The following is a 21,275-nucleotide window of genomic DNA, read 5'->3' as shown; positions in this document are numbered from 1 at the left end:
GTGGGGCATGGCCCCACCCTACACCTTAAAATCAATGTAGGGTGGGGCCATGCCCCACCAAAGACGCTAATGCTTATCCAGACTATCCAGTCCTGAGGAGGTCAACAGCTCTCTCTGCTGGTTGATGATAATCGCCTCCACATCATCAAGACGATTGATCAGGACCAGGCCGGCCTCGGCCCCCAGGACAAAAATACTGGTTGATAGGGCATCGGTACGCAGTGCGTTTGCACCGAGAATGGTGACGCTCTGAACGTCCTTCGCGGAGTGGCCAGTCTTCGGACTGATGATGTGGTGATATCTGACTCCATCGGTCTCAAAAAAACGCTCATAATCACCAGAGGTTGAAACCGCACTGTCGGTGAGAGGAAGCACGGCAGCCATGGCCTGCTTTTTCCTCGGCGCCTGAATGCCGATATGCCAGGGCCTGCCCCGATGGTCACCGATCAACCGGCTGTCACCGCCGGCACTGATCAGGGCATGTTCGATCGCTCTTTCACGTAGCAGTGCGATGCCCCGGTCAACGGCATAGCCTTTGGCGATTCCCCCCAGATCGATCTTCACCCCCTTGCGCAGGAAGCGGACCGTGTTGTGCTTGGGGTCGAGCTCAATGTGTCGATAGTCGATGAGCGGCAGGGTTTGCCGGGTGCGTTGCTGATCGGGCTTTTGGCCTGTTCGGTAGTCGTATTGGTGACCGATCGAGGCGAAGGTGATATCAAATGCACCGCCAGTCAATTCAGCATATTTGCGGGATTCCTGCAGTAGATAAAACAACTCAGCCGAAATGTCGATGGCTGACTCTGCAGCCAGCCGGTTGACCAGGGAGAGTTCACTGTCGCTTTTGTAGGGGCTCAGTTTTCTATCCAGTCGTTTGAACTCATCGAATACAGCGGTAATCGCCAACTCACCCAGCGTCGTGTCTTCATGCCACAGTTCGACGCTTATCCGGGTGCCCATGATGTCGGTCTGCTGACTGAGCCATTCAGCCTGGCTCAATGCCGGTAGCAGCAGCCACAGCAGAAGCAGACCTAATGCTATCCTAATCATGGTTTAGCCGTTGTGCTGTGAGCCGAGCAACCGGATTGACTTAAGAGGGCAGGAAGTCGATCGGATAGGATACAACGGCGGTCTCCACATCCTTGCTGGCAAACTTGAACAGTTTGATGCGTGAGACCAACTTGCGTTCCAGTTTCGGATTGTTAAGTTCCGAAGAGATGATCCGGCAATTGCTCACCTTACCCGCAGGGGTGATGGTCAACTCGAGGACGACTTTGCCGCGTAACGAGGGATCTTTACGCAACGCCCGATTGTAGAGGGCGTAGACCGCCCCCTTGTTCTGGTCAAACACCAGTTGAATCTCTTCCCGGGTACGATTGCCTTTGTGGTTCTTACCCTTGGCTCCGCGATTGTTTGCCGCAGCCTCACTGCCCTGGGTGATATCCTTGCTCTCCACTTGAGTGGTGGCACGGTTACTCAGACCACTGCCCCCTGTCTCACGACTGAGTGCTGCGGTATTGATACCGCCACTGCCTTTGGTTGCGCCAGAGGAGATGATCGAGCGTTGACTGGTGTAGGTCTTGCGTCCCTCTTTGGAGAGTTTCTGAGCACCACGGACACTCGATACCACCGGATCTTCCCGCAGATCGGCCAGTTGATCGGCGAATGCCAGCAAGCCTGAGCTGGCCGCTTTTTTACGCACCTCTTCTGCCGAGGGTTTTTTCTTCGCGATTTTCTCAACCGGTTTCTTCTCCGGTTCAGGTTTTTTCTTGACCTCCGGCTTCTTCTCCTTCTTAGGCTTCGGTTTGGGCAGCTCCTTTTTGACAATCTTTTTCGGTTTTGGTGGTGGTGCCTGTTTCTGTTCCAGTATCAACCTTGCCAGACGGGGTGGCAGGGTCTGTTTCTTGAAGCGCTCCTTTTCCGGTAGCTGAATCATGGGAACCAACAGCCCCAGGATCATCGCAATCATCAGAGCAGATACAATAATCAGATGAAATCGACGTTCATCTGCACTGGTATTGTTCCAGGGTAGATTAGAGGAATGTCGGTAAGAGACGCTCACAGGGGCTGCCCTCCCTTTTGCTGCTCTGCTTTTCTAAGCACAGCCAGGGAGACACGGGGATACTCGGATTGTGCACAGGTGGCCATGACCCGCTTCAGTAAAGCGTAGGGAATACCTTTATCCCCCATGATGGTGATCGCCCCTTTGAAGGATTCAATGCTACTGCTTTTGGAACGCTCGGCATGACGCTGCAGTTCATTCTGCAAGGCCGGAAGCAGGTTACCTTCCGGTAGTGGCTGGGAGAGGTCGATGACCCGATGTCCCTGCACCAGTATCTCTCGTTGATTGACCATCACCACCAGGTTTTCCTTGGGTTTCACATCCGCCAGTGATTCAGGCAGACTCAGGGCCTTGGCATTGGGCAATACTTGTACCTCGCCGGAATTGACCAGCAGAAAGAACACCAGGATGGTGAAGATATCCATCAGTGAGACCAGGTTCAGTACCGCTGATCCTTTATTCCTTCGGTGGTGGCGATCCATGCGTTTAGCACGACGCGACATCTTCATGAGGCGTTACCTTCATCCATTTTTGGAGCTTGGCTGGGTGGTGCGTCTCCCAGAGAGATCTCTGGAAAAAGCTCATATTGGATCACCGATCCAGACTCGACATTTTCAGTCATGCGTACAGCATCCATGACTTGAACCATGGTTTCGTAGTTGGTTTCCGGTTCAGAGAGAATGAACACACTGCGTTTGTCCTGAAAACGGACTTTGATCTGTACCAGCAATTCATTCAGCGCCTTTACATCATACCCATCCGCACTATTCGGGATACGACGGATCAAGCCTCCCTGTCGATCGGCAACTTCCAGACTCTCTTTTCGAATGATCACTTCCAGCTGAAGCTCTTTGATCTGTTTCAGTGTGCCTTCACTGGCAGGCGGCAGATAGAGCTCAATAATGGAAAAGCGGGAAAACGCCGCCGTGATCAGCAGAAAAGGAATCAGGATCACCATCAGGTTAAGAAAAGCGGTGATATTCAGTTCCGCTTCTTTGTGATGGTGGCGAAACCGGCCTCTCATGCCTTACTCCTGGAGTAGGCCTTCTCGTTAAAGATGTTGAGGAATTTTACTGAGGCCATCTCCAGACTGTCGACGATCGCTGTGGTTTTACTCTGCAGCAGGGCGTAGACCAGCAGTAGCGGAATCGCTGCCATCAGGCCGAAGGCGGTGGTGTTCATGGCCACCGAAATACTGGCGGACAACAGGTCGGCCTTCTCGGCTGGGTCGGCATTGGAGACCGCGGTAAAGGCCTGGATCAGCCCGATAATGGTGCCCAGCAGTCCGAGCAGGGTGGCAATATTGGCGAGGGTGCTCAGATAGTGAGTGCGCTTCTCCATGCGAGGAATGGCTTCCATCAGCCCCTCTTCCATAGCGACTTCCACATCATCCCGGCGGCGGGCCGTGCGTGCCCTGGCCAGACCATAAGTGAGCATGGTGCCAATCGCTGTCTTTGATTTGTTTGCCGTCTCCATGGCTGTTTTGAAATCCCCGTCATTGAGATGAGGCAGTACCTGCTTCCAGGTGCGTTTGTTACTGCCGGTCGCCAGCGTCAGGTATATCCAACGCTCTATGGCAATCGCAATGCCACCTGCAAATATCAGCATTATCGGGTACATAAAGAGTCCGCCTTCCTGGAAGAAACGGATGATTGTGTCGATGAGTTCCATAGGGTTCTCCGTTAGTATTCGACGAGGTTTATAAGACCTGGTGACAGGTCATAACAAAATCTGGGTTGTTTGCCATAGGGCGCTCGCAGTCAAAATCTTTAGGGCTTTTCACCATATCTCTGATACCAATCGATCTGTCTGCGAAACACATCACGATCCAGCGGAGAGAGCAGTTCATCCCGCCGACCGGTTTCCGGTGGCATCATGCCGGTCAAACGTTTTGCGGATCGCCAGGGTACTACATAGAGGACGTTGGGCGACTCCTTGTTACCGAAAATCGCGGTGCCGTCCAAATCGAGCCGCTGTTCTGCAAAGCACCAGGGGCTGAGCATCAGCAGGCTCAGCAGCAGAGCGATCAAGCTTGTATGTTTTTTCATCAGCATCCCGGTCACCTCTATTTACCGACCCTGCGTTGCAAGTCGATGATCCAGTTTTCCATCTCTTTGTCTTTGCTGCCCAGCATGGTTTGATACTGCTGATAATGCTGTAAAGCCTGCTTCGGTTTAGCCAGATAGAGATCGTAGAGTATTCCAAGATTACGGTGGGCAAGCAGGTAGTCGGGTTGATGGGTGAGGGCGGCCTGATAGGCTTGTTCCGCCTGTTTGAATTTGCCCTGCATTCTCAACGCAATCCCAAGCAGATTGTGCGCAGTTGAACTCTCTGCATCAATCGCCAGGGCGGCATTAAAGGATTGCTCTGCTGCCTGTGGCGCCTGTTCATCGAGTTGAATGATACCCAGATCGATATGCGGGGCAGTCTGCGTCGGGTACTCTTCTATCAACGCCTGAAGTTCCTGTTTGGCCTGCTCCAGTTTGTTCTTCTTGTAGAGGCGGTGGACCGACTGCAGCGACTTGGTCAGTTGCGGATCCTTGCTTTCACTGGGCTGAGCAGTGGCGGCTACGCTGGTGTTGTTGCCCTCATCACTTTGTTGCTGTTGAGGTGTGGTCATACTGCTGCAACCGACTGTCAGCAGAATCAATCCAAGTGCAGTCAGTTGGGTGTTAATTGATCGCATCGATCCACCCCTCCCACTTTTCCTGCTTGGCATATCGACCAGGAATCAACTTGGCAAGTTCTGCGAAACTCTTTTTCACCCACTCGTCATAGATGCCTTGAGGCGCTCTTTCGATATTCGACTCATACAGGGTGATCGCCTTCTCTTCGAAGGGGTAGGCCTGCTCTTCCAGTAGAATCTCATACTGTTCGAGCTCTTCCGCATTCAGCCCTTTGGGGCGTTCGGATGTCATCAATGCGGCACCGAACTGCTGGTAGATTTCACCGATTCGATGGGTCGCCGCCGTGGTCACTTCAGCCACACCATACTCGGCGGCTCTCTTGTAGGCATTGATCGCTTCCTGCATTTTGCTTTTCTTCGATTTCAGGCTCTTTTCGATCGGAGCCTTGAGTTTAACCTTACGGAATGCACGACGCGGTGGATCGGCCAACTGAATGCTTGAGGTTGCCGCCAGATAGCGGCTTCGGTCGGTGCGCTGCTTACCGGCCTTGGCGTCGACTTTGATGATCTGCCTCATCCACCATTCCCGTTTACCCCATTCCCCCGTCTTTTCATAGAGTTCTACCAGACGCTGTCGCGCCTCAAGGGCGGGATCATAGGGGTTGGGAAAACGTTTTACGTAGCTTTTGTAGGCGCTGATGGCCTGCTTGTTTTTGCCTGCTTTGTCATACAGCTCAGCGGACTGCCAACCAGCTTCCCGCTGCAACTGTTTATCGCCGCTCTGTTTCGAGAGCAGGGCGAGTTGGGAAGCAGCCTTCAGGGACTGCCCGGACTCGATGTAGGCAACCGCCAGTTTGCTGTCCACTTCCGGAATCAACTCACTTTTCGGGTAGCGTTTCTTGTAGGATTCAAGAATGGTGACTGCACCGGCCCAGTCACCCGCCGCGATCAGGCTGGCGGCGGCATCATACTCAGCGGTTGCGAGGATAGTGGATGCCGGTGCCAGTGCGGCGATACGCAGAAATTGTTTGGCGGCGCCACTGTGGTCCCCTATGGCTCGCTGGTCCGATCCCTGTTGATAGATACTGGCAGCCAAACGCTCTTCGAGCTTGCCGCGCTGTTTGTCTTTAGCGGAGGTCAGGGAAAGCGCCTGTTGATAGGCCTGTTCGGCTGCCTTGAAATCCTTCTGCTCAAAGGCGGCATGGGCGGCGATGATCCAGGCGGTACGACGCAGTTTTTTCTCTGCTGCCGGTTTCAGATTGGCGACCTGAAGGGCGGCTCCCCGGGCACGACCCAGGTCCTTCAGATCGAGCAGTTGATCGGCCGCTTCGGTCAGCACCCTGGCGCGACGTGAATCCTGTGGAAAGGTATCGCAAAATTTCAGCGCGCTCTCAACGCCCTGCTTACGCCAGACGTCATCAGGATCTTTAGCGAGCTGCTTCTGTCGTGCCGCATAGGCGAGGAGGGCGGCATAACCCGCTTCAGCACGTTTCTCATGGTTTGGCAGTTGATAGGCGCTCTGTTCGTAGGCGGTCACCGCGTGTGGGTAGTTTTTCAGCTCAAACAGCAGTTCGCCCAGTAAAAAACTGATATTGCCCGCTTTGGGATCCGTCGGAAAATTATCCAGATAGAGCCGATACCAATGGGCCGCCTGTTGACCCTGCTTGGCCTGCTCAGCGGTAATTGCCTTACTCTTTTTATTACGGTTTTTCTGTGCCAGTGCGTGGTGGTATTCCGCCAGATCCTTGAGGTAGACCCGCAACTGCTCATTCAGCCAGGTCTGATCCTCGGAACCGAGTTTTTGCCAGGTGTCACCGGCAACGGCGTAGTGTTGTGTGAAGGCTTTTTTGCTTTCGATGGCCTTGGCTGGGAATCCGTTTTTGGTATAGATCTCCACCACCTCCACTGACAGTCTTGGAGACTGGGGGTGGGCGGGGTTGAGGTTGACGAAAGCCTGGTAGGCGTCGGCCGCATCCTGGATTCGTTCCTGTTTCAGATAGAGGTTACCCAGGCCCTGGTAGATCATATATTCATAATTGCGATGACCGTGGCGATCGAAGTACTGGCTGATCCGCTGGGCGCCCCCCAGTTCGGAAAAGGTCAGGCTGATGACTCTGAGAGTCTCTTTCAGCAGCTCCTGGTCCGCTGGTGAGAGTGTACTGGTATCGATGGCTTGCGTGTCACCCAGATTTCTGTCGAGCAGCAGGGTGAAGGAGTCAAGGCCCTGTTCCACCTTACGCTGTTTGAAGAGTGACCAGCCATGCTTAAACAGTGAACGGTCATAGTAGGGGGTCTGCTGCTGCTGTTTTAGGATCTCCCCATAGGCCTGTTCTGCGTTGCTGAATCGCTGCTCAACAAAGAAACGTTCGCCCTGTCTGAAACGGGCCTCCTGCCAATACTCACTTTGTGGGTATTTTCTGATCAGGGTGTCCAGAGACTGCATCATCGCTGGCATCTCACCCTGTAGCTCATAGGCTCTGGCCAATTGATAGAGCACCAGATCACTGGCGTTGTAGTCGGGATCGTTGTCCAGCAGTTCCTGATAGAGTTTGATTGACTGATCCAGCTCTTCACTGCTTGGAGCAGGCTCATCCTCGCTCAGTAGTTTGGTCTCGCTGCGTTCCAGTTCCAGATCGGCAAGACGGCGGGTGGCTTCACTGTGCAGACGCTGATCCGGATTGAGTTTCAGCAGTGCCCGATAGTTTTCAATCACATCGTCCCGCTCAGATGGGGCGATGGCGCTCTGTTCAATCTTGACCGGCTCTGCTTCCAGGTCCGCCAGCGTAGCTTCATTGGGGCCTCCCCCCTTCAACACCGGGGAGGAGCAGCCGTAAGCTGTCAGACTCAACAGGCCGAGGTAGAGAGCGGGTTTCACTGCTGCTGTACCCCTCTGTCCGTACTGATGTCGAGCAGACTGGCAACCCCGAAGCGTGCCTGGATCAGGTAGTTGTTAACCAGTGTTTTGCGTTGTTCCAGCCTGGCCAATGCCATCTCCTGAAGGTGTTTTGCCTGTTGTTTACGTAGCACCGTAACCTGCTCCAGCAATTCGGGAATTCTCTCCTGCAGGCTGTCTATGCGTGCTGACAGATCACCGAATCTGTTCTCTGACTGCTCTCTTGAGGCAGCCAGCTCTGTCTGCTGGACTTTTACCGACTCGATGTTCTGGGTCAGTGCCTTCATCTGTTTTTTCAGATTCCAGACACGGGCCGGGTGTTCCGTCACGGTTCGCCAGATCAGGATCCCCTCCATCAGTTGGGCAATCTCCTTTTGCACCTGGAACTGTTCTGGGGAGGCGGATTCATTGATCAGACTCTCGATACGCTGCATACGTTCGATTAACGTCTTCTCCTCACCCGTTGCCAGAATAAAGGCCGGTTCTTCCTCCGACACCGCGATGTTGTAGTGCGCGTCCAGCTCCGCGTGCTGCTCCTGCAGTTGCTTCAGCTTGTCGCCCCTGAGGAAGGCTTCCACCCGGGGTAGCTGTTCTTTATAGGTCTGCTGCTGATTGTCGAGCATGGTGAGATAGGCGGTGATCTTGGTCTGCCACTCCTGTAGGTTATTTTCCAGTTCCTGTAAGTCCCGGTAGTCCTGAAGTCGCTCTTGAAAACTGTTGCCTGTGAGCAGAAAGGGCAGCAGGGTATGCAGTTTTTGCTTATCCTCCTGGTTTTCCACCATCAGGCTGTCGGGGAAACCGCCCTGGTTGATCTGTTGAATGATCTGATCGACCGAGCCGAGGGTTTGATCGTAGGTTGTGATGGCGTTCTGATAGGCGTCCAGGGATTGCTGTTCGGCTTTCAGCTGTGCCAGTACATAGGGTATCGCCAGCTTGGCCTCCAGAACAGCTGGATCGCTTGGATTCCGCCCGGCAAGTAGTTGCCAGGGAGCGAGTGCCTGCTGCTCCTTGCCCTGCTGCAACGATGCCCAGCCAAGCCCAAGCAGGGCCTGGTTGCTTGAGGCTCCTTTCAGACGTACTTTTTGCAGGGAGTCCTTGGCGGGTTGCGGCTGTTCTGCCTCCAACAGCAGATACCCCCGGGTGAGATTCGCCCGGTCCCGTATCGCTTTGAGCTCTTCGTTATCCTGCTCGCTATGGCCATCACCGATGGTTTTGAGGATCTCCAGAGCTGAACTGGACTGATCACTCTGCAGCAGCGCCAATGCCCGGTTGAAATCACCATACAGCGACCACTCACTGTCACCGGAGATTTCCGTCAGCGACTCAACTGCATCCGTTGGCTTGTTCCGTTTCAGTGCGATCAGTCCTTCAAGGTGCTGTTTTTCATCTTTCGCATCGGTCGGTTGTTCAGCTCCGATCTGACTCAACGCCTTGGCCGCTGCGGGATCCTCTCCCCGGCGAAAACGGGATTTGCCCAGCTGCAGCCAGGCCTTGTTCTGTATTTCGGGGGTGGCGCTTGTCTTCAGAACCCGGTTGAACAGGTGTTCCGCCGTATCCGGCATGCCATAGGCCAGATAGAGTCCGCCAAGCAGCAGCTCAGGTTCATCCGCGTAGTTCTGCATCAGTCCCTGCTTTCTTGCTGAGAGCAGACGTACAATGGCAGGGAAGTAAGCCTCCTGGTAGAGCTGGAAGAGCGCCTCACCATAGTGCAGATCACGTAATTCCTGTGGCTCTCCCGGTTTTATCTCCGCGCTTGCGGTGATCGGGAGGGCCAGGCTGATCGTGAGGAGCAGACGGGGTATCAGACCGTGTGACACCTATCTCACTCCCACTCCCGGATCTCGAAATCCGGTTGCTGCAGTGCCGCGCTATCGACGATCTTAAGTTCCAGGTACTTGGGTCCCAGGCCTTTCTCGAAGCTGACCGTCGCGCCTCGCTTGTAATCCCGGCCTTTGGGGCCAACGCCGGTAAAGAAGGCAACCAGTTCATGGGTGCCCGCTTTCAGATTTCCCAGATAGATCCGCTGTACACCACCCCGTTGCAGCGCTTTCAGTTCACGTTCTGTATAGAGGTGGTTGGAGAGCTCCTTGTTATCGATCTGCACTTGTACGGAATCGAGTTTGAAGTAGGTGCCGATGTCCAGGGAGAGAAATACCGAGACCTGGGTATTCCCCGGAAACAGCAGCTCTTCCTCAAGGATAAAGAGTTCTCGGTTCAACTCGATCACTGCCTTTTTCAAGCTCTCGACCTGTTTGTCCAGCCCTTGGTCAGCCTGGGCAGGATCAGCGGCCCAGGAGGGCAGACTGAGGCAGCAGGCGAGGAGAAATAGCGTGCGGAATAAGATCTTCAAGATGTCATTTCCCGGGTCATGAATAAAACTGTGTAATGAAGAAACAAATCTATATGAATTAGTGTGTTGCGTTTGCGATCATAGTCACAGGTTGATCTTGGAAGTTGGTAAAAAATGCCCAAACAAGCAAATCATATGTGATGTTGCCGGTAATCGCTACGATTTGCTGATGATTCGGGTTTGCAACTGAAACTGGCTTAGGACCCTGTGCAATCTTAACTGATCGCGATTACACAAGTATTGGTTGAATTTATTATAAAAACTAGGGTCATAGCCGTTACGTAGTTTGTGATTGTATGCAATAGTTAGCAGACAGTCGCATATGAATAAGAACTAACTCCTTGTCGATCGCCGTCGTGTTGATCGGCCAGCACAATGTCTGTTGCATTGCTTCATGGTTAAAACTAACCGGTTCTGTCAGTCCTGGGAAGAAAATTCCCTTTTGTTGATCATTTTTCGGTCAATCTTGCTGCTTTGTTCGACAATGACCGGGGTGGCTCAGGCCAGCCAGCCGGAGCCTTTTCATGTGCGCAACATGAATCCCTTCACCCTGTTGCATGGTCTTCCGGTGGCCACACCCTCCGAATTGCTTGGTGATCAACAAAACAGCCTCAGCCTGCAGTTGGATGTGGCCAACACCTCGATGGAGACCGTTGAGGAGAGTGAGCAGGTGACGCTGGATGGGGAGACCTACCGGCTGGCCCTGACCTGGCAACGGGGCATAGGTTCCGGATGGCAGGTGGGTGTCGAAGTGCCCTACCTCTCTCATCGGGGAGGCGGCCTGGACAGCCTGATCGAAAACTGGCACGACCTGTTTGGTTTTTCCAATTCGGACCGGGATGACTGGCAGCAGAATCAGTTGCGTTATCTCTATATCCGGGATGGTGTGACTGAAGTCGATATCCAGGAGAAGGTCAGTGGTATCGGCGATATACAGTTTCACCTCTCCCGGGAACTGAGTCTGGCGGATGAAGAGATGAGAGCTTCCGTACATATGGGCTTGAAGCTGCCTAGCGGGGATGAGGAGTCACTGCTGGGGAGCGGTGCACCTGACCTGTCGATCTGGCTTACGGGTTCCGATCGCAAATTACTTCCCGGTTGGCCCTTTGGCGGGTATGGCCATATGGGTGTGTTGTTGATGGGTAAGGCGGAGGTCCTTGAGGAGGATCAGCGAGAGTTTGTGTTGTTCGGAACCCTGGGAATCAACTGGCGGGTCTATCAATGGTTGGACCTGAAGGCCCAGGTCGATGCCCATACCCCGTTTTATCACAGCAGCTCGGATCAGCTGGGCGGCTCAGCGGTAATGCTGACATTCGGCGGAACCATTCCTTTGGAGGGTGGTGATCATATCGATCTCTCGCTGGGGGAGAACATGACCACCGATATGGTGCCGGACCTGATTTTCAACATCCGCTATGAAGCCAGGTTCTAAACCGGAATAGCGTTTACTGCCGTCAGTCTGCCTGCTGATCTGTTTTGTCTCGGCTTCTTCGGAGCGCCAATATGATCAATACAACACCGGCGGCGATAAAGGGCAGGCTGAGAATCTGTCCTGTGCTCAACATGACATCGGTGGTGTAAGCGGCTTGTTTGGATTTAACAAATTCAACCAGAAACCGGGTGGTGAAAACGCCAATCAGAAACATCCCGAAGATCAGTCCATCCTCAATCTTCAGGCGCATGCGTCGGTAGAACAGCATCAGTACGACAAAGATCAGCCCATAGCCTATCGCCTCATAGAGCTGTGCCGGGTGGCGGGGAATCTGGTCGATTCGCTCGAAGATAAAGGCCCAGGGGAGATTGGTCGGGGTGCCGTAGATTTCCGAATTAAACAGATTTCCCAGACGAATCAGCATGCCCACCAGCGCAGTTGGTATGGCAAAGCGGTCGAGTAGCCAGAGAAAAGTCTCACCGGACTGGCGTTTGTGGATGTAGAGCGCGAGGATTACCCCGAGCCCTCCGCCATGACTGGCTAACCCCCCCTCCCAGAAGGCGAGTATCTTCCACGGATTAGCCAGAAAATAGGCTGGATCATAAAGCAGGCAGTGGCCCAGCCTGGCACCGGCAATCGTCGCAATCACCAGATAGATGGAGAGGCGTTCCAGGTGCGCGGCATCCCGCCCATCATTTTGATAGATCCAATAGATGGTCTGATAGCCCAGAAGATAGGCCAGTGCGAAGAGCGCGCCGTACCAGCGAATCTCCAGCCCGGCAAAGGCAATCAGTGTGGGATCGGTATTCCAAACGATGAAATCGAGGGCTTGTTGCTCCATCTTGGGATCTTCCTGGGGGATAACTGCAGGGGTGAATTCTAATCAATCGCAGGCTGGATTGGCAGCTGTTTTACCCGGAAATGTCATCAGTGTTGTCAGATAGAGCAGAATCGCACAGAGTAAAACGATTTTGAAGCCAAACTGGATGGCGATCACTGTGGAGAGCCCGGCGCTGATCACCGAAGCATAGCCATTGATTCCCCAGGCCCAGGGTATCTGATCTGCCCGGTTCTGCTTCATGGCTGCGATCGCCAGTGGAAAAGGCATCCCCATGCAGATTGCCATCGGCGCAATCAGCAGAATGGTTATCGCGATTTTTATTGCCATCGGGAGGTGGATGAGGGCGTCAAACAGGTCAGGGAGCATCAGCAGATATCCCAGACCGATTGCGCACAGGACGAGTATCGCCTTGCCGGCGCTCTGTTTGTAGCGCTGGTTTTCGGAAAGTCGTTCGCTTAGATAGCTGCCCAAGCCTGAAAAACACAAAAAAGCTGTCAGGGATGCGGCGATGGCGTAGATCGGGTGATGCAGAAACAGCTGGAATTTTTGAATGGTGCCGATCTCAATCAGCAGAAACGCCAGACCGATGGCGCCGAAATAACCGATGACGGATCCGTTCAGGTTGTTGCGGTCGGATGGCGATGGGTTTTTTGGCATCAACAGCAGTGGTAGCAGGATCAGCAAACCGCTAAGCAGACCAGTGATCCCCAGACTGAGCAGTAACACCACATAACCCCACTCAATCAACGGCATGCCCCCACTGCCGCGTAGCTCCAAGGCTTCGATAAAACTCTGCCATTTAAAGAAGTGATTGAAGTAGGGACGATCATCTGTAGCGGGTCGCAATTCAAATTTATAGTTGTCGATCAGATTCTCCAGCTCACCCGAGGCAATTTGTTGGGTCGCCTGATAGAAACTGACTTCGCTGAGCAGGTTGTAGCGATTGCTCTGCTCCGCTTTTAGTTGGTGGTGGTAAGCCTGGTCAAACAGACGCGTACGGCAGAACTGCTGCGTTTTCTCCAGCTCCCGGTTTGTGAACAGACCGTTCTTGATCAGTAGAGTACTGGTCTGCCAGTTACGAATCATCAGCAGACGTTTTTCGATGTTATCAAGTTGCCTCATCTGGAGAGCCTGGTGAGCGGTTGCAAACAGCTTCAGGCTGTCCCTGGGAGGCAGTTTGATCCAGCGGGTGATCGACAGAATACCGTCCGGACGCAACTTGGAGAGATAGAGTTGTATCGCCTCTCGGGTGTAGAGATAACTCTCATTGAGTGCATAAAGCCCTGATGAAGAGGCGCTGGCACCCTCGGTCAATGAGAGTTTGATCAGGTCATATTGCTGTTGATTCTCAAGCAGATAATCCCTGGCCTCTTTGATATGCAGCTGAGTGAACGGGTTGTCGTACACCGGTCCGGCAAAGGATCTGTAATCGCGGTTGACCAACTCTATGATCTGCGGGTTGAGTTCCAGGGCATCGATCGATTCAATCCGGTGGTAGTGAGCCTGCAACAGGTCTGAACCGGTACCGCTGCCGATCACCAGCAGCTTGTCAGGAGTTTTAAGATGATAGGCCAGCGCCGAGGTGGTCTGGTCGAGATAACTCAGCTCCTCGAGACGTTGAGGATAGCGGGTGATGGCACTCTGATTGTCCCCATCGATGAACAGACCGATCTGCTCTAGAGGTTCAGCCGTATTGAGCAGGCTCAGTCCTGGCGCATGCCGGAATGGTATCTGGGGATTGGTCACCAGGGTCAGATGGCCGAGCGGGCTGGTCCGTTGATCGATGATGCTGGCGCCTTTGACATTCAGGGTCTGGGCCAGCGCTTTGTAGGGCGAATAGTTGAGTTTGATCTCAGGGAGGATTGTGAAAAACAGTGCTGTGATCGTAACGGTCAGCAGCTGCAGGATCGCTTTAGGCTTGATCGCCGTTTCCCAAATCGCGATGAGTGAGGCAAGCACACCGGTCAGACTCAGGCTGACCAGCAAATATTGAGGCATCACGTAATAGATTGCGATCAAAGTGATGATTGCGCCCAGGCCGGCGCCGATCAGATCAGCCGCATAGAGTTTTGAGACTGTGCTGCGCGGATAGTACATGAACGTCATACAGATGGCTGAGGCGGCAAAGGCAAAAGGCAGGGCCAATAGCAGAAAGATCAGAATCAGTCTGAGTATCTGGGCTGGATTCCAAAACAACTCTTCGATATTGAAGCTGATCGATTGTGCGAGCATGAATCCGCTGATGCTGCTCAAGGCAAACAGCAGAAGGGCGAGAGCATAGAGCTGACTGAAGCGGCGTATTACGATGGCTGGCCTGAGGTAGAGCAGGCTGCCGCTGATACCGTAACCCAGCAGCGCCAGAGCGATCACCAGGTAGGCGAAATGGTGCCATTGAATGATCGAAAAGAGGCGCATCAGCAACAGTTCATAACCCAGTGCCGATGCGGAGAGCAGCATCAGTGAGAGATAGGGTGGCGAGCTTTTGCCGGTCACAACTCGGACTTGTTGATCAGCGGTACGAAGCGAACCGGCAGAACCTGCCGTACGGTCACTTCATTCTGCTGGTCCTTGTTCACCAATAGCAGTTGTTGGGTCATGAAACGGCTGCCCACCGGTATGATCATTTTGCCGCCGGGTTTCAGTTGTTCGATCAGTGGGGGTGGGATATGACTGGCTGCGGCAGTAACGATGATGATGTCGAAAGGTGCCTCTGAAGCCCATCCGTGATAGCCGTCCTCGATGGCCACCTCGACATTCCGGTAACCAAGCTTCTGCAGTCGAGCTTTAGCAAGCTGGCCTAATGGTTCGACGATCTCCATGGAGAAAACCTGTTTCACAAGCGGTGACATCACTGCAGCCTGATAGCCGGAACCGGTTCCGATTTCCAAGGCCTTATGTTGCGCTTGCGGCGCGATCAGATCGGTCATGATGGCAACGATGTAGGGTTGTGAAATGGTCTGTCCGTAGCCGATCGGCAAGGGTCTGTTTTGATAGGCTGAATGGCGTTGTGATTCTGGTACAAAAAGATGCCGGGGAACCGTTTTCAAGGCTTCGATGACCCGCTCATCAAGCTGTTTCTTCTCCAGGTGGTCACTGGTTTGACGCACCTCCCGCTGAATGGTTTGCACCATTCTCTGCCTTTCTTCAGTGTAACCCTGGTCCGTTTGCTGAGCTGTTAAGCCGGTGGCCACCAGGCTTATCAGCAGCGCTGTGAAGAGTTGTCGAGTCGTCAACATGAGCAGCTCCTACAGGCCCTAAGACCTTGAAGTTGTCTGATTCAGACGGATTGGAATAGATTGAGAAATCCTCTGGTCATTTCATTTTTCGTCATCCTGGCATATGCCGGGTTCCAGGAAATCCGGCACATAACTTTTCGATCTAACCGAAATGTGCAATCCTGATAACTTAAATATAGCTCGAAGTGAATCTGTGCAGTAAATTCGTCTCAACAGGCCTTGGCAGTTGGGCGCTATTGGTAAGCGCAGTTGGCGCCGTTGGGCAGGGTTTCCGATCTGAGCCAGGCGATGGCGCAATCTTCAGGATCATAATCACTACTTTGCTCGACCCGTCGCAACAGCTCATCCATCGATGCCGCAGTGCCGACATTGGCAAGGAAGAATTCTCTGAGGATTTGATCGAGCAGATCCACACCCAGTGAAAATTCCAAGTGTCTGAAGAAGAACGCCCCCTTCATGTAGGGGGCTGTACCGAACAGCCCATCCTGCAGAATATCGATCTGCTGGCATCCGGCCGGCCAGGCGATTTTGTTGCCACTGCTCTGTTGCAGTTGGGCCAGTCTCGCTGCATAAGATGCCCAGACCTGTTCACCAGATGCCTCACCGGCGATCGCACTGACGGCTCGTGCCGTTAGGTATGAGGCAAGGCCTTCAGAGAGCACGAAATCCTCCCAGCAGGCGATGCGCACACCGTTGCCAAACCAGCCATGTGCGGCTTCATGAACATGCACCCATGGATCGGATATCGAGCTTGAGGCGATATGCCAGAAGGGGTGGTGCTCCATGCCGCCGAACTGGCCTGGACCCCAATCGACCGAGACACTGGCAACAGCCTGACCGAACGGGTAGGGACCATAGGTCTGTTCATACCAGTCAAACGCATCACGCAGATAGCGACTACCGTCGAGCGCCTGCTGTTGCAGGTCCGCTGGATAGTAGACGCCTACCTCAGTACCGGCTGCGGTCGTTCCCAGATTGCTGAAGGTATAATCGCCTACCGACCAGGCCAACATGTAAGCCGGTGCATCGCTGATTACCGATGCCGGGTAGATCGCTTCAGAACCCGTTGGCGCGCCATTGATCTGCAGTTCATAGCCGCTTCCCTCTGCCGGTTCGGACTTGCATGGGAACAGATTGCCGCAGTAGTAGGGCCAGGTGAAACTCATGCCGCCATCCAGTAAACCGTTAAAATTACTCTGCAGGTTGAGGCTGTAATCGATGGAGAGTGTCACTTCAGCAGACGATGGGGGGACGCCGATATGCAGACTGCCGTTTTCGTTTCGGTAGTTGAGCTGGCGGCCGTTCGCCGTGACCTGTGCAATGATCAGATCGCCCGCCTCAAAGGAGGCGCCACTGGAGGTGGTTGAGCCCGCCAGCAGGATGTCCGCACTGCCTTGCATCGCATCGAGGTCGATGGTCAGGCTGGTGAGTAGGATATCCCGTTGCCAATCCTCTGTTGCCTGTGGTGTGGTGCTGTTCCCCGAGTCATCACCGCCACCACAGGCGGACAGCCACAATGCGAGGCTAACGGTTGCCGGGTAGAGTAGTCGTTGTCTGTTATCCGAGGTAGAACGCTTGGCCTTATCCACTGGCAGCTCTCTGAAATCAACACGCCAGCATTAATGATACTTGTTTATGAGAATAAAACCGCAAATGAGTGCCATTCACTGCGAAAAGCGCTAGCGATAAGGCTTCTTATTGCGGTGATTGGAATTGCGTTAACAGGCCCATATTTGCAGTTAATCTTTAAATAAAGGCCTGCCGCGCCACACTACATAATCGGATTGAAAGCGGTCAGACTGTCGAGCATGGTTGCATTCCCCAGACTGGTGCCAAACAGGGAGCTGAACTGACCCTGTTCACCATGCAGCGCGAGGTAGTTGAGCGCAACGCTCAAGACCAGCTGATTGACATTGTTGGCCGCCGGGCTTGAGCCGTTGTCCACCGCACCATCGGCGGTGAAATAGCCGATCTGCTGATGGCGCAGCTGCTCATCGGCGCTGGCGCCTGCCAGTGTGGGTTGGCCGGCCGGGTTGAACACTAGGAAGAAGGAGGCGGCGGTGGATTGATTATCACCGGTCCAGACTCCCTTGCCGCGACCGTCGGCCGAGTTGTCCAAGGTGCCGTTACTGGAGACTGAGCCGTCACTGAAGACATACAGCATCAACGGGGTGCCGATACGGGCGGCATACTCGATACAGGCCCCCATGCAGCGACCGGCTCGAAGATCCCGAATCTCCCCAACCGCACGGTCACCGGTGTGGTAGTCGTAGCCACCCATGGTGATGGTGCCGGCGCCGGCATAACCGTTGATGACCAGTTTCATGACTGAGGCGGTTTTGCGGAATTCACCGTCACCGTCGAACTCCTCCTGAGTGAAGATCGGGCCGATGATGTCCGGGTCTGCGGTGACATCCAGCGCCGCCGGATCGCCATAACGATCCACCAGGTCGGCACTCTTTACATAGCCGCAACGGACCAGCTCTTTGACGATCTGGTCGGTGGAGATGCCGGTGTTGACACTGTCCAGCTTCATATCGGAGATCCGCTGGATCGCCTCCATAACCGCAACCGCATCGGACTGGTCGAGCATGCCGACCAGCTTGCCGGTGTCCACCAGGCCGGTGGTGTCACTGGGACGATCGACTTTGGTAGGCCGCACGGCAGGATCGATCTGATCCGCCGGCGCCAGGGAGTTGCCACCCGAGTCCGAACTGCGGGAACCGATCAGTGTCAGCAGTTCCCCATCGGCGCCGCAACGGTTGATCGCATACATCGGATTGTGGGGATTGTTGCCGGTATCGTTTTCCGAGCGGGCCGGAATGATCGCGCCATTGATATTGGCCCGATTGCCCACCGAGACCTTTTCCAGAATACCCCGCAGAAAAGCACTGTCAGAGTGAAAGGCCAGCCCCAGCTCACTGTTGATGAAGTCGTTCAGATTGGTATCAGGGTTGACGATCGAAGGCACCATGTCACCCGGCAGCCCAAGCCGGTTGTATCCCGCGGTGGTGAGGAAGTCGAGCTGACCTCCCTGGCGTCCGGCCAGGACGTTGGAACCGGCGATATTCGCACCGCCCGCCAGATCGAAACAGATGAACGGTATCTTACCGCCACCCAGGGTATCGATACCGCAGCTGTTCTTGAGAGTCTCAAGGTCCGGCGAGAGAGCGGCCCTGGCTTCACCGGGATTGGCAAACAACCCGAACAGGGAGGGGGTGGTGACCGCACCGAGACCGGCCATCATGCCCTGACGGATAAAATCCCTGCGGCTGACCGGGCGAGGGTGATCCGGGTGGAGCAGGGGGGCGTCCGGCGATAGGTTTTTCACTTTTCTACGCATCTTTATCTTTCCGTCTGGGTTTCTATTGCAGTAGCACTATGGCACTGCCCAGCAGTGAGGCACAGGCTGCCTTGGTTGCCTTTTCAGTTCGGTCCGCGGCACATTGACCGCTACAGCGGGCCAGTCCGACACTGCCGGTAAGCAGGCTCATCAATTCGCTCTCGACCATTGCAGGATCGGGTTGGGTGGTGAGATTCTCACCCATGAAATTGACGATCAGTGGGGATACCACCTGACTCTGCCAGGTCGCTGCAGCGATGTCGTTGGCGTTGACATTGAAATCGAATCCGGGGAAGAAGCCCGTTCTCAATGTGGTGTCGTCAACCATCGCGCTGCAGTATTCGATCGCCAGTTGCGAAACAGCCACCTGATGGGATGAGAGAAAGCCGTTGATCGCTTCCGCTGAGGGCAGTTGTTGCTTGATGGTGGTATAGGTGGTCTGTACCGCTTCAAGGGTCTGACTGACACCGGTGAGGGATGCCATGGTGGCGTTGATCTCATCGAAGGTGCGCAAGCCGACTGAGGAAGCCGGTTCACCATCAGACGGCTCTGCCGGGGGCAGTGCTTCAGGCTCTATGAAGACATTGGTGTGTTCACCCAGTCGCTCGAAGGTGAGGAAGAACTGATCGTTTTCCGAACCCTTCTCGGTGGCGATGGTGGTGCCGATGTTCGACAGCAACTGACCATTGAGCGTGTATTCCGAGTCGTTGATGGTGGTATCGAGGGTGGCATAGGCCTGACCAATGGCGGCCTCTTTACCATTGATACCGATACGCATCCCCTGAATCGGAATCGAGCCCGGCAGCACGCTCTCATCCAGGCTGATGAACTTCGGCTGACGGAACAGGTAGCTGTAGTTATCGAACTGGCTGACCTCGATCATCACATAGCTTTGAGGCAGGTTGAGCAGGCTGCTGACATTGAACAGCAGGAAGTACTTTTCACCAACACCCGCTTCGAAATTCTGTTGGATCTGTGCGGCATTCAATGCGCGGTTGTGGATTGCCAGCAGTCGCACCTTGCCCGCCCAGGGGCGATCGCCTGAGGCCTCATTTCCCAGTACCAGCGCGTAGGTGTCGTCCCAGTCGTTAAGATTGCCCGCTGCGGTCTCATCCAGGTCATCGGTGTGGATGCCGTTGACATAGACTTGGCGTCCATTCTCCGGGTCGAAAGTGACCACCACATGTTGCTCGGTGGCCTGCAGATCCTCGTCATCATCCGAAGTAGAGTGGGCTGGCTCACCGTTGCCGTCCGTGGTGCTGGAACGGTGCAGGAAGTTGTAGTTGTAGAGAGTCTGTCCCAGGGTGAAGTTGCGATCATCGGTACCTGCAGAGTAACTGATGATTCTGGCCGGACCCTCCTGGGTGACGTTGCTTGGCACTACCCAGGCCTCCACCGTATATTCACCGGTTGCCTGGATCAGCTGGCTGAGCTTGCGGCTGTCGCTGGTACTGCCTTGGGCCTTACCGGTTCTGAACTCCAGTCCCCAGCCTTCCACCCAGGTGGTGTCCCCACTCAGGGTCAGATTGATTGACGGATCCACACCGCTGGTGTCGTAGGCGGTGTTACCGCTGCCGGTTTTGAACTCATACAGTGCGATGACATCGTTCTCCTGGCGACTGCCGCCACTCGCCACCGTACCTTCCGGCAGGGTCAGCGCCCGACTCACCACCAGATCCGGGTCAACCGGAGTCGGCGAAATGCCGCTGGCCATGTCGTCGATCGCGGTCTCCATCTCCTGGGCATTGCTCGGGCAGTCATCCCAGCAGTTGTGCAGCTCGATCAGACGTTGAACCAGACGGGAGTTGGATGGGGTATCGAGATCAATCGAAGTCTTGACAGCCGCATAGGCGGTCTCCACATCCGCTGCGGCAAAATAGGGGGATTGGGGCGCAGCCGCATCATCAACGTGACATTCAGTGCAGTAGTCGGTCAGTAGCGGGTGGACATGACTGGCGAACAGGCTTGAATCGTCCGGGAAGACCTTGCTTTCCCCAACCACGTTTTCCGGCGGGGCTTCCAGTTCGATCTGTCGGCCCGCATTGGCGCCACCACCAACCCAGGACTCGATGTAGTTGGCGATGATGGTGGCACAGGCGCTATCGCTGGCCTCCCAGCAGTTGTGTCCAGCAGCGACCTTGGTGACCAGGGAAGACTCATCCGGTTCGCTGCGGTTGATAAAGGGATTGGCCGCCTCATAGGCCTGATTGACATCATCCTCGCGGACGAACAACGGTGCCTGACCACCGGCGTTGTGACAGGAGCCACATCGATTCTGTGCCCTCAAAGGCTCCCACACACTGACCCTGAACCCCTGTATATCACTGGTTCGGGCGGCCGGTCCGCTGTAGGTGCTGGAGGTGACCGTGGTCTCCTGCTGCGAATCGTTGGAGACCCCATCCTGGCACGCCTGCAGGCCGAACAGTGAGAGTGCCGTTAACAGCAGCCAGGTAGATCCGTTGATTCCCCGATGGTTTTTATATCCGTTTAACATG

17 protein-coding genes are annotated in these 21,275 nt (G+C 54.6%); 1 reads left to right on the top strand and 16 read right to left on the bottom strand.

What is annotated here, in order from left to right; genetic code table 11:
• Positions 1 to 66 precede the first annotated feature (66 nt).
• The 10 genes from AC4IE8_RS20030 to AC4IE8_RS19985 all read right to left on the bottom strand — a co-directional run bounded on the left by AC4IE8_RS20030 (position 67) and on the right by AC4IE8_RS19985 (position 9,928).
• Complete coding sequence (locus tag AC4IE8_RS20030) at positions 67 to 1,047, bottom strand: FAD:protein FMN transferase (protein WP_490791831.1); 981 nt, start codon at positions 1,045 to 1,047, stop codon at positions 67 to 69.
• Positions 1,048 to 1,087: 40 nt separating this feature from the next.
• Positions 1,088 to 2,059 (bottom strand): AgmX/PglI C-terminal domain-containing protein, encoded by a 972-nt coding sequence (locus AC4IE8_RS20025; RefSeq protein WP_068988336.1) that lies wholly within the window; start codon positions 2,057 to 2,059, stop codon positions 1,088 to 1,090.
• On the bottom strand, positions 2,056 to 2,568 hold the full coding sequence (locus tag AC4IE8_RS20020) for an ExbD/TolR family protein (protein WP_068988338.1): 513 nt from the start codon (positions 2,566 to 2,568) through the stop codon (positions 2,056 to 2,058). Before AC4IE8_RS20020 ends, AC4IE8_RS20025 begins: the two co-directional genes overlap by 4 nt.
• Positions 2,565 to 3,083, bottom strand: a complete 519-nt coding sequence (locus tag AC4IE8_RS20015; protein WP_068988341.1) for an ExbD/TolR family protein — start codon at positions 3,081 to 3,083, stop codon at positions 2,565 to 2,567. Before AC4IE8_RS20015 ends, AC4IE8_RS20020 begins: the two co-directional genes overlap by 4 nt.
• Positions 3,080 to 3,730, bottom strand: a complete 651-nt coding sequence (locus AC4IE8_RS20010) for a MotA/TolQ/ExbB proton channel family protein (RefSeq protein WP_068988343.1) — start codon at positions 3,728 to 3,730, stop codon at positions 3,080 to 3,082. The genes AC4IE8_RS20015 and AC4IE8_RS20010 overlap by 4 nt, the downstream gene beginning before the upstream one ends.
• A 98-nt stretch (positions 3,731 to 3,828) precedes the next feature.
• A complete protein-coding gene (locus AC4IE8_RS20005) occupies positions 3,829 to 4,107 on the bottom strand; it encodes a hypothetical protein (RefSeq protein ID WP_068988655.1) in 279 nt (92 codons plus the stop codon).
• A 17-nt stretch (positions 4,108 to 4,124) separates the two neighbouring features.
• Positions 4,125 to 4,745, bottom strand: coding sequence for a tetratricopeptide repeat protein (locus AC4IE8_RS20000; RefSeq protein WP_490791830.1), 621 nt, complete (start codon positions 4,743 to 4,745; stop codon positions 4,125 to 4,127).
• The gene (locus tag AC4IE8_RS19995) at positions 4,732 to 7,560 is read right to left on the bottom strand and encodes a tetratricopeptide repeat protein (RefSeq protein ID WP_083225941.1); all 2,829 of its coding nucleotides are present in this window, start codon (positions 7,558 to 7,560) and stop codon (positions 4,732 to 4,734) included. The genes AC4IE8_RS20000 and AC4IE8_RS19995 overlap by 14 nt, the downstream gene beginning before the upstream one ends.
• Positions 7,557 to 9,395: a tetratricopeptide repeat protein gene (locus AC4IE8_RS19990; protein WP_490791829.1), complete on the bottom strand. Its 1,839-nt coding sequence runs from the start codon at positions 9,393 to 9,395 to the stop codon at positions 7,557 to 7,559. The genes AC4IE8_RS19995 and AC4IE8_RS19990 overlap by 4 nt, the downstream gene beginning before the upstream one ends.
• Before the next feature lie 5 nt (positions 9,396 to 9,400).
• Positions 9,401 to 9,928, bottom strand: coding sequence for an AraC family transcriptional regulator (locus AC4IE8_RS19985; RefSeq protein ID WP_068988348.1), 528 nt, complete (start codon positions 9,926 to 9,928; stop codon positions 9,401 to 9,403).
• Positions 9,929 to 10,322: 394 nt separating this feature from the next.
• Between AC4IE8_RS19985 and AC4IE8_RS19980 the strand changes: the two genes are divergently transcribed.
• Entirely contained in the window at positions 10,323 to 11,360 is a 1,038-nt protein-coding gene (locus AC4IE8_RS19980; RefSeq protein WP_490791828.1) for a DUF3187 family protein, read from the top strand.
• Positions 11,361 to 11,382: 22 nt separating this feature from the next.
• On the opposite strand, the gene lgt is transcribed toward AC4IE8_RS19980, so the two are convergent.
• The 6 genes from lgt to AC4IE8_RS19950 all read right to left on the bottom strand — a co-directional run bounded on the left by lgt (position 11,383) and on the right by AC4IE8_RS19950 (position 21,274).
• The gene (lgt, locus tag AC4IE8_RS19975) at positions 11,383 to 12,201 is read right to left on the bottom strand and encodes a prolipoprotein diacylglyceryl transferase (protein WP_068988354.1); all 819 of its coding nucleotides are present in this window, start codon (positions 12,199 to 12,201) and stop codon (positions 11,383 to 11,385) included.
• A gap of 42 nt (positions 12,202 to 12,243) precedes the next feature.
• Positions 12,244 to 14,694: a spermine/spermidine synthase domain-containing protein gene (locus AC4IE8_RS19970; protein ID WP_490791827.1), complete on the bottom strand. Its 2,451-nt coding sequence runs from the start codon at positions 14,692 to 14,694 to the stop codon at positions 12,244 to 12,246.
• On the bottom strand, positions 14,691 to 15,332 hold the full coding sequence (locus AC4IE8_RS19965) for a protein-L-isoaspartate(D-aspartate) O-methyltransferase (RefSeq protein ID WP_083225966.1): 642 nt from the start codon (positions 15,330 to 15,332) through the stop codon (positions 14,691 to 14,693). Before AC4IE8_RS19965 ends, AC4IE8_RS19970 begins: the two co-directional genes overlap by 4 nt.
• Before the next feature lie 338 nt (positions 15,333 to 15,670).
• Positions 15,671 to 17,026 (bottom strand): M1 family metallopeptidase, encoded by a 1,356-nt coding sequence (locus AC4IE8_RS19960; protein ID WP_068988359.1) that lies wholly within the window; start codon positions 17,024 to 17,026, stop codon positions 15,671 to 15,673.
• A 182-nt stretch (positions 17,027 to 17,208) separates the two neighbouring features.
• Complete coding sequence (locus AC4IE8_RS19955; RefSeq protein WP_068988361.1) at positions 17,209 to 18,780, bottom strand: general secretion pathway protein GspF; 1,572 nt, start codon at positions 18,778 to 18,780, stop codon at positions 17,209 to 17,211.
• 22 nt (positions 18,781 to 18,802) lie between these two features.
• Positions 18,803 to 21,274 carry a LamG domain-containing protein gene (locus AC4IE8_RS19950; RefSeq protein WP_490791833.1) on the bottom strand — a complete coding sequence of 824 codons (2,472 nt, stop codon included), beginning with the start codon at positions 21,272 to 21,274 and terminating at the stop codon, positions 18,803 to 18,805.
• Between the last annotated feature and the right edge of the window lies 1 nt (position 21,275).

Source organism: Candidatus Thiodiazotropha sp. AKAK2 (assembly GCF_058244685.1).
This window is presented reverse-complemented; position numbering and strand designations above follow the sequence as displayed.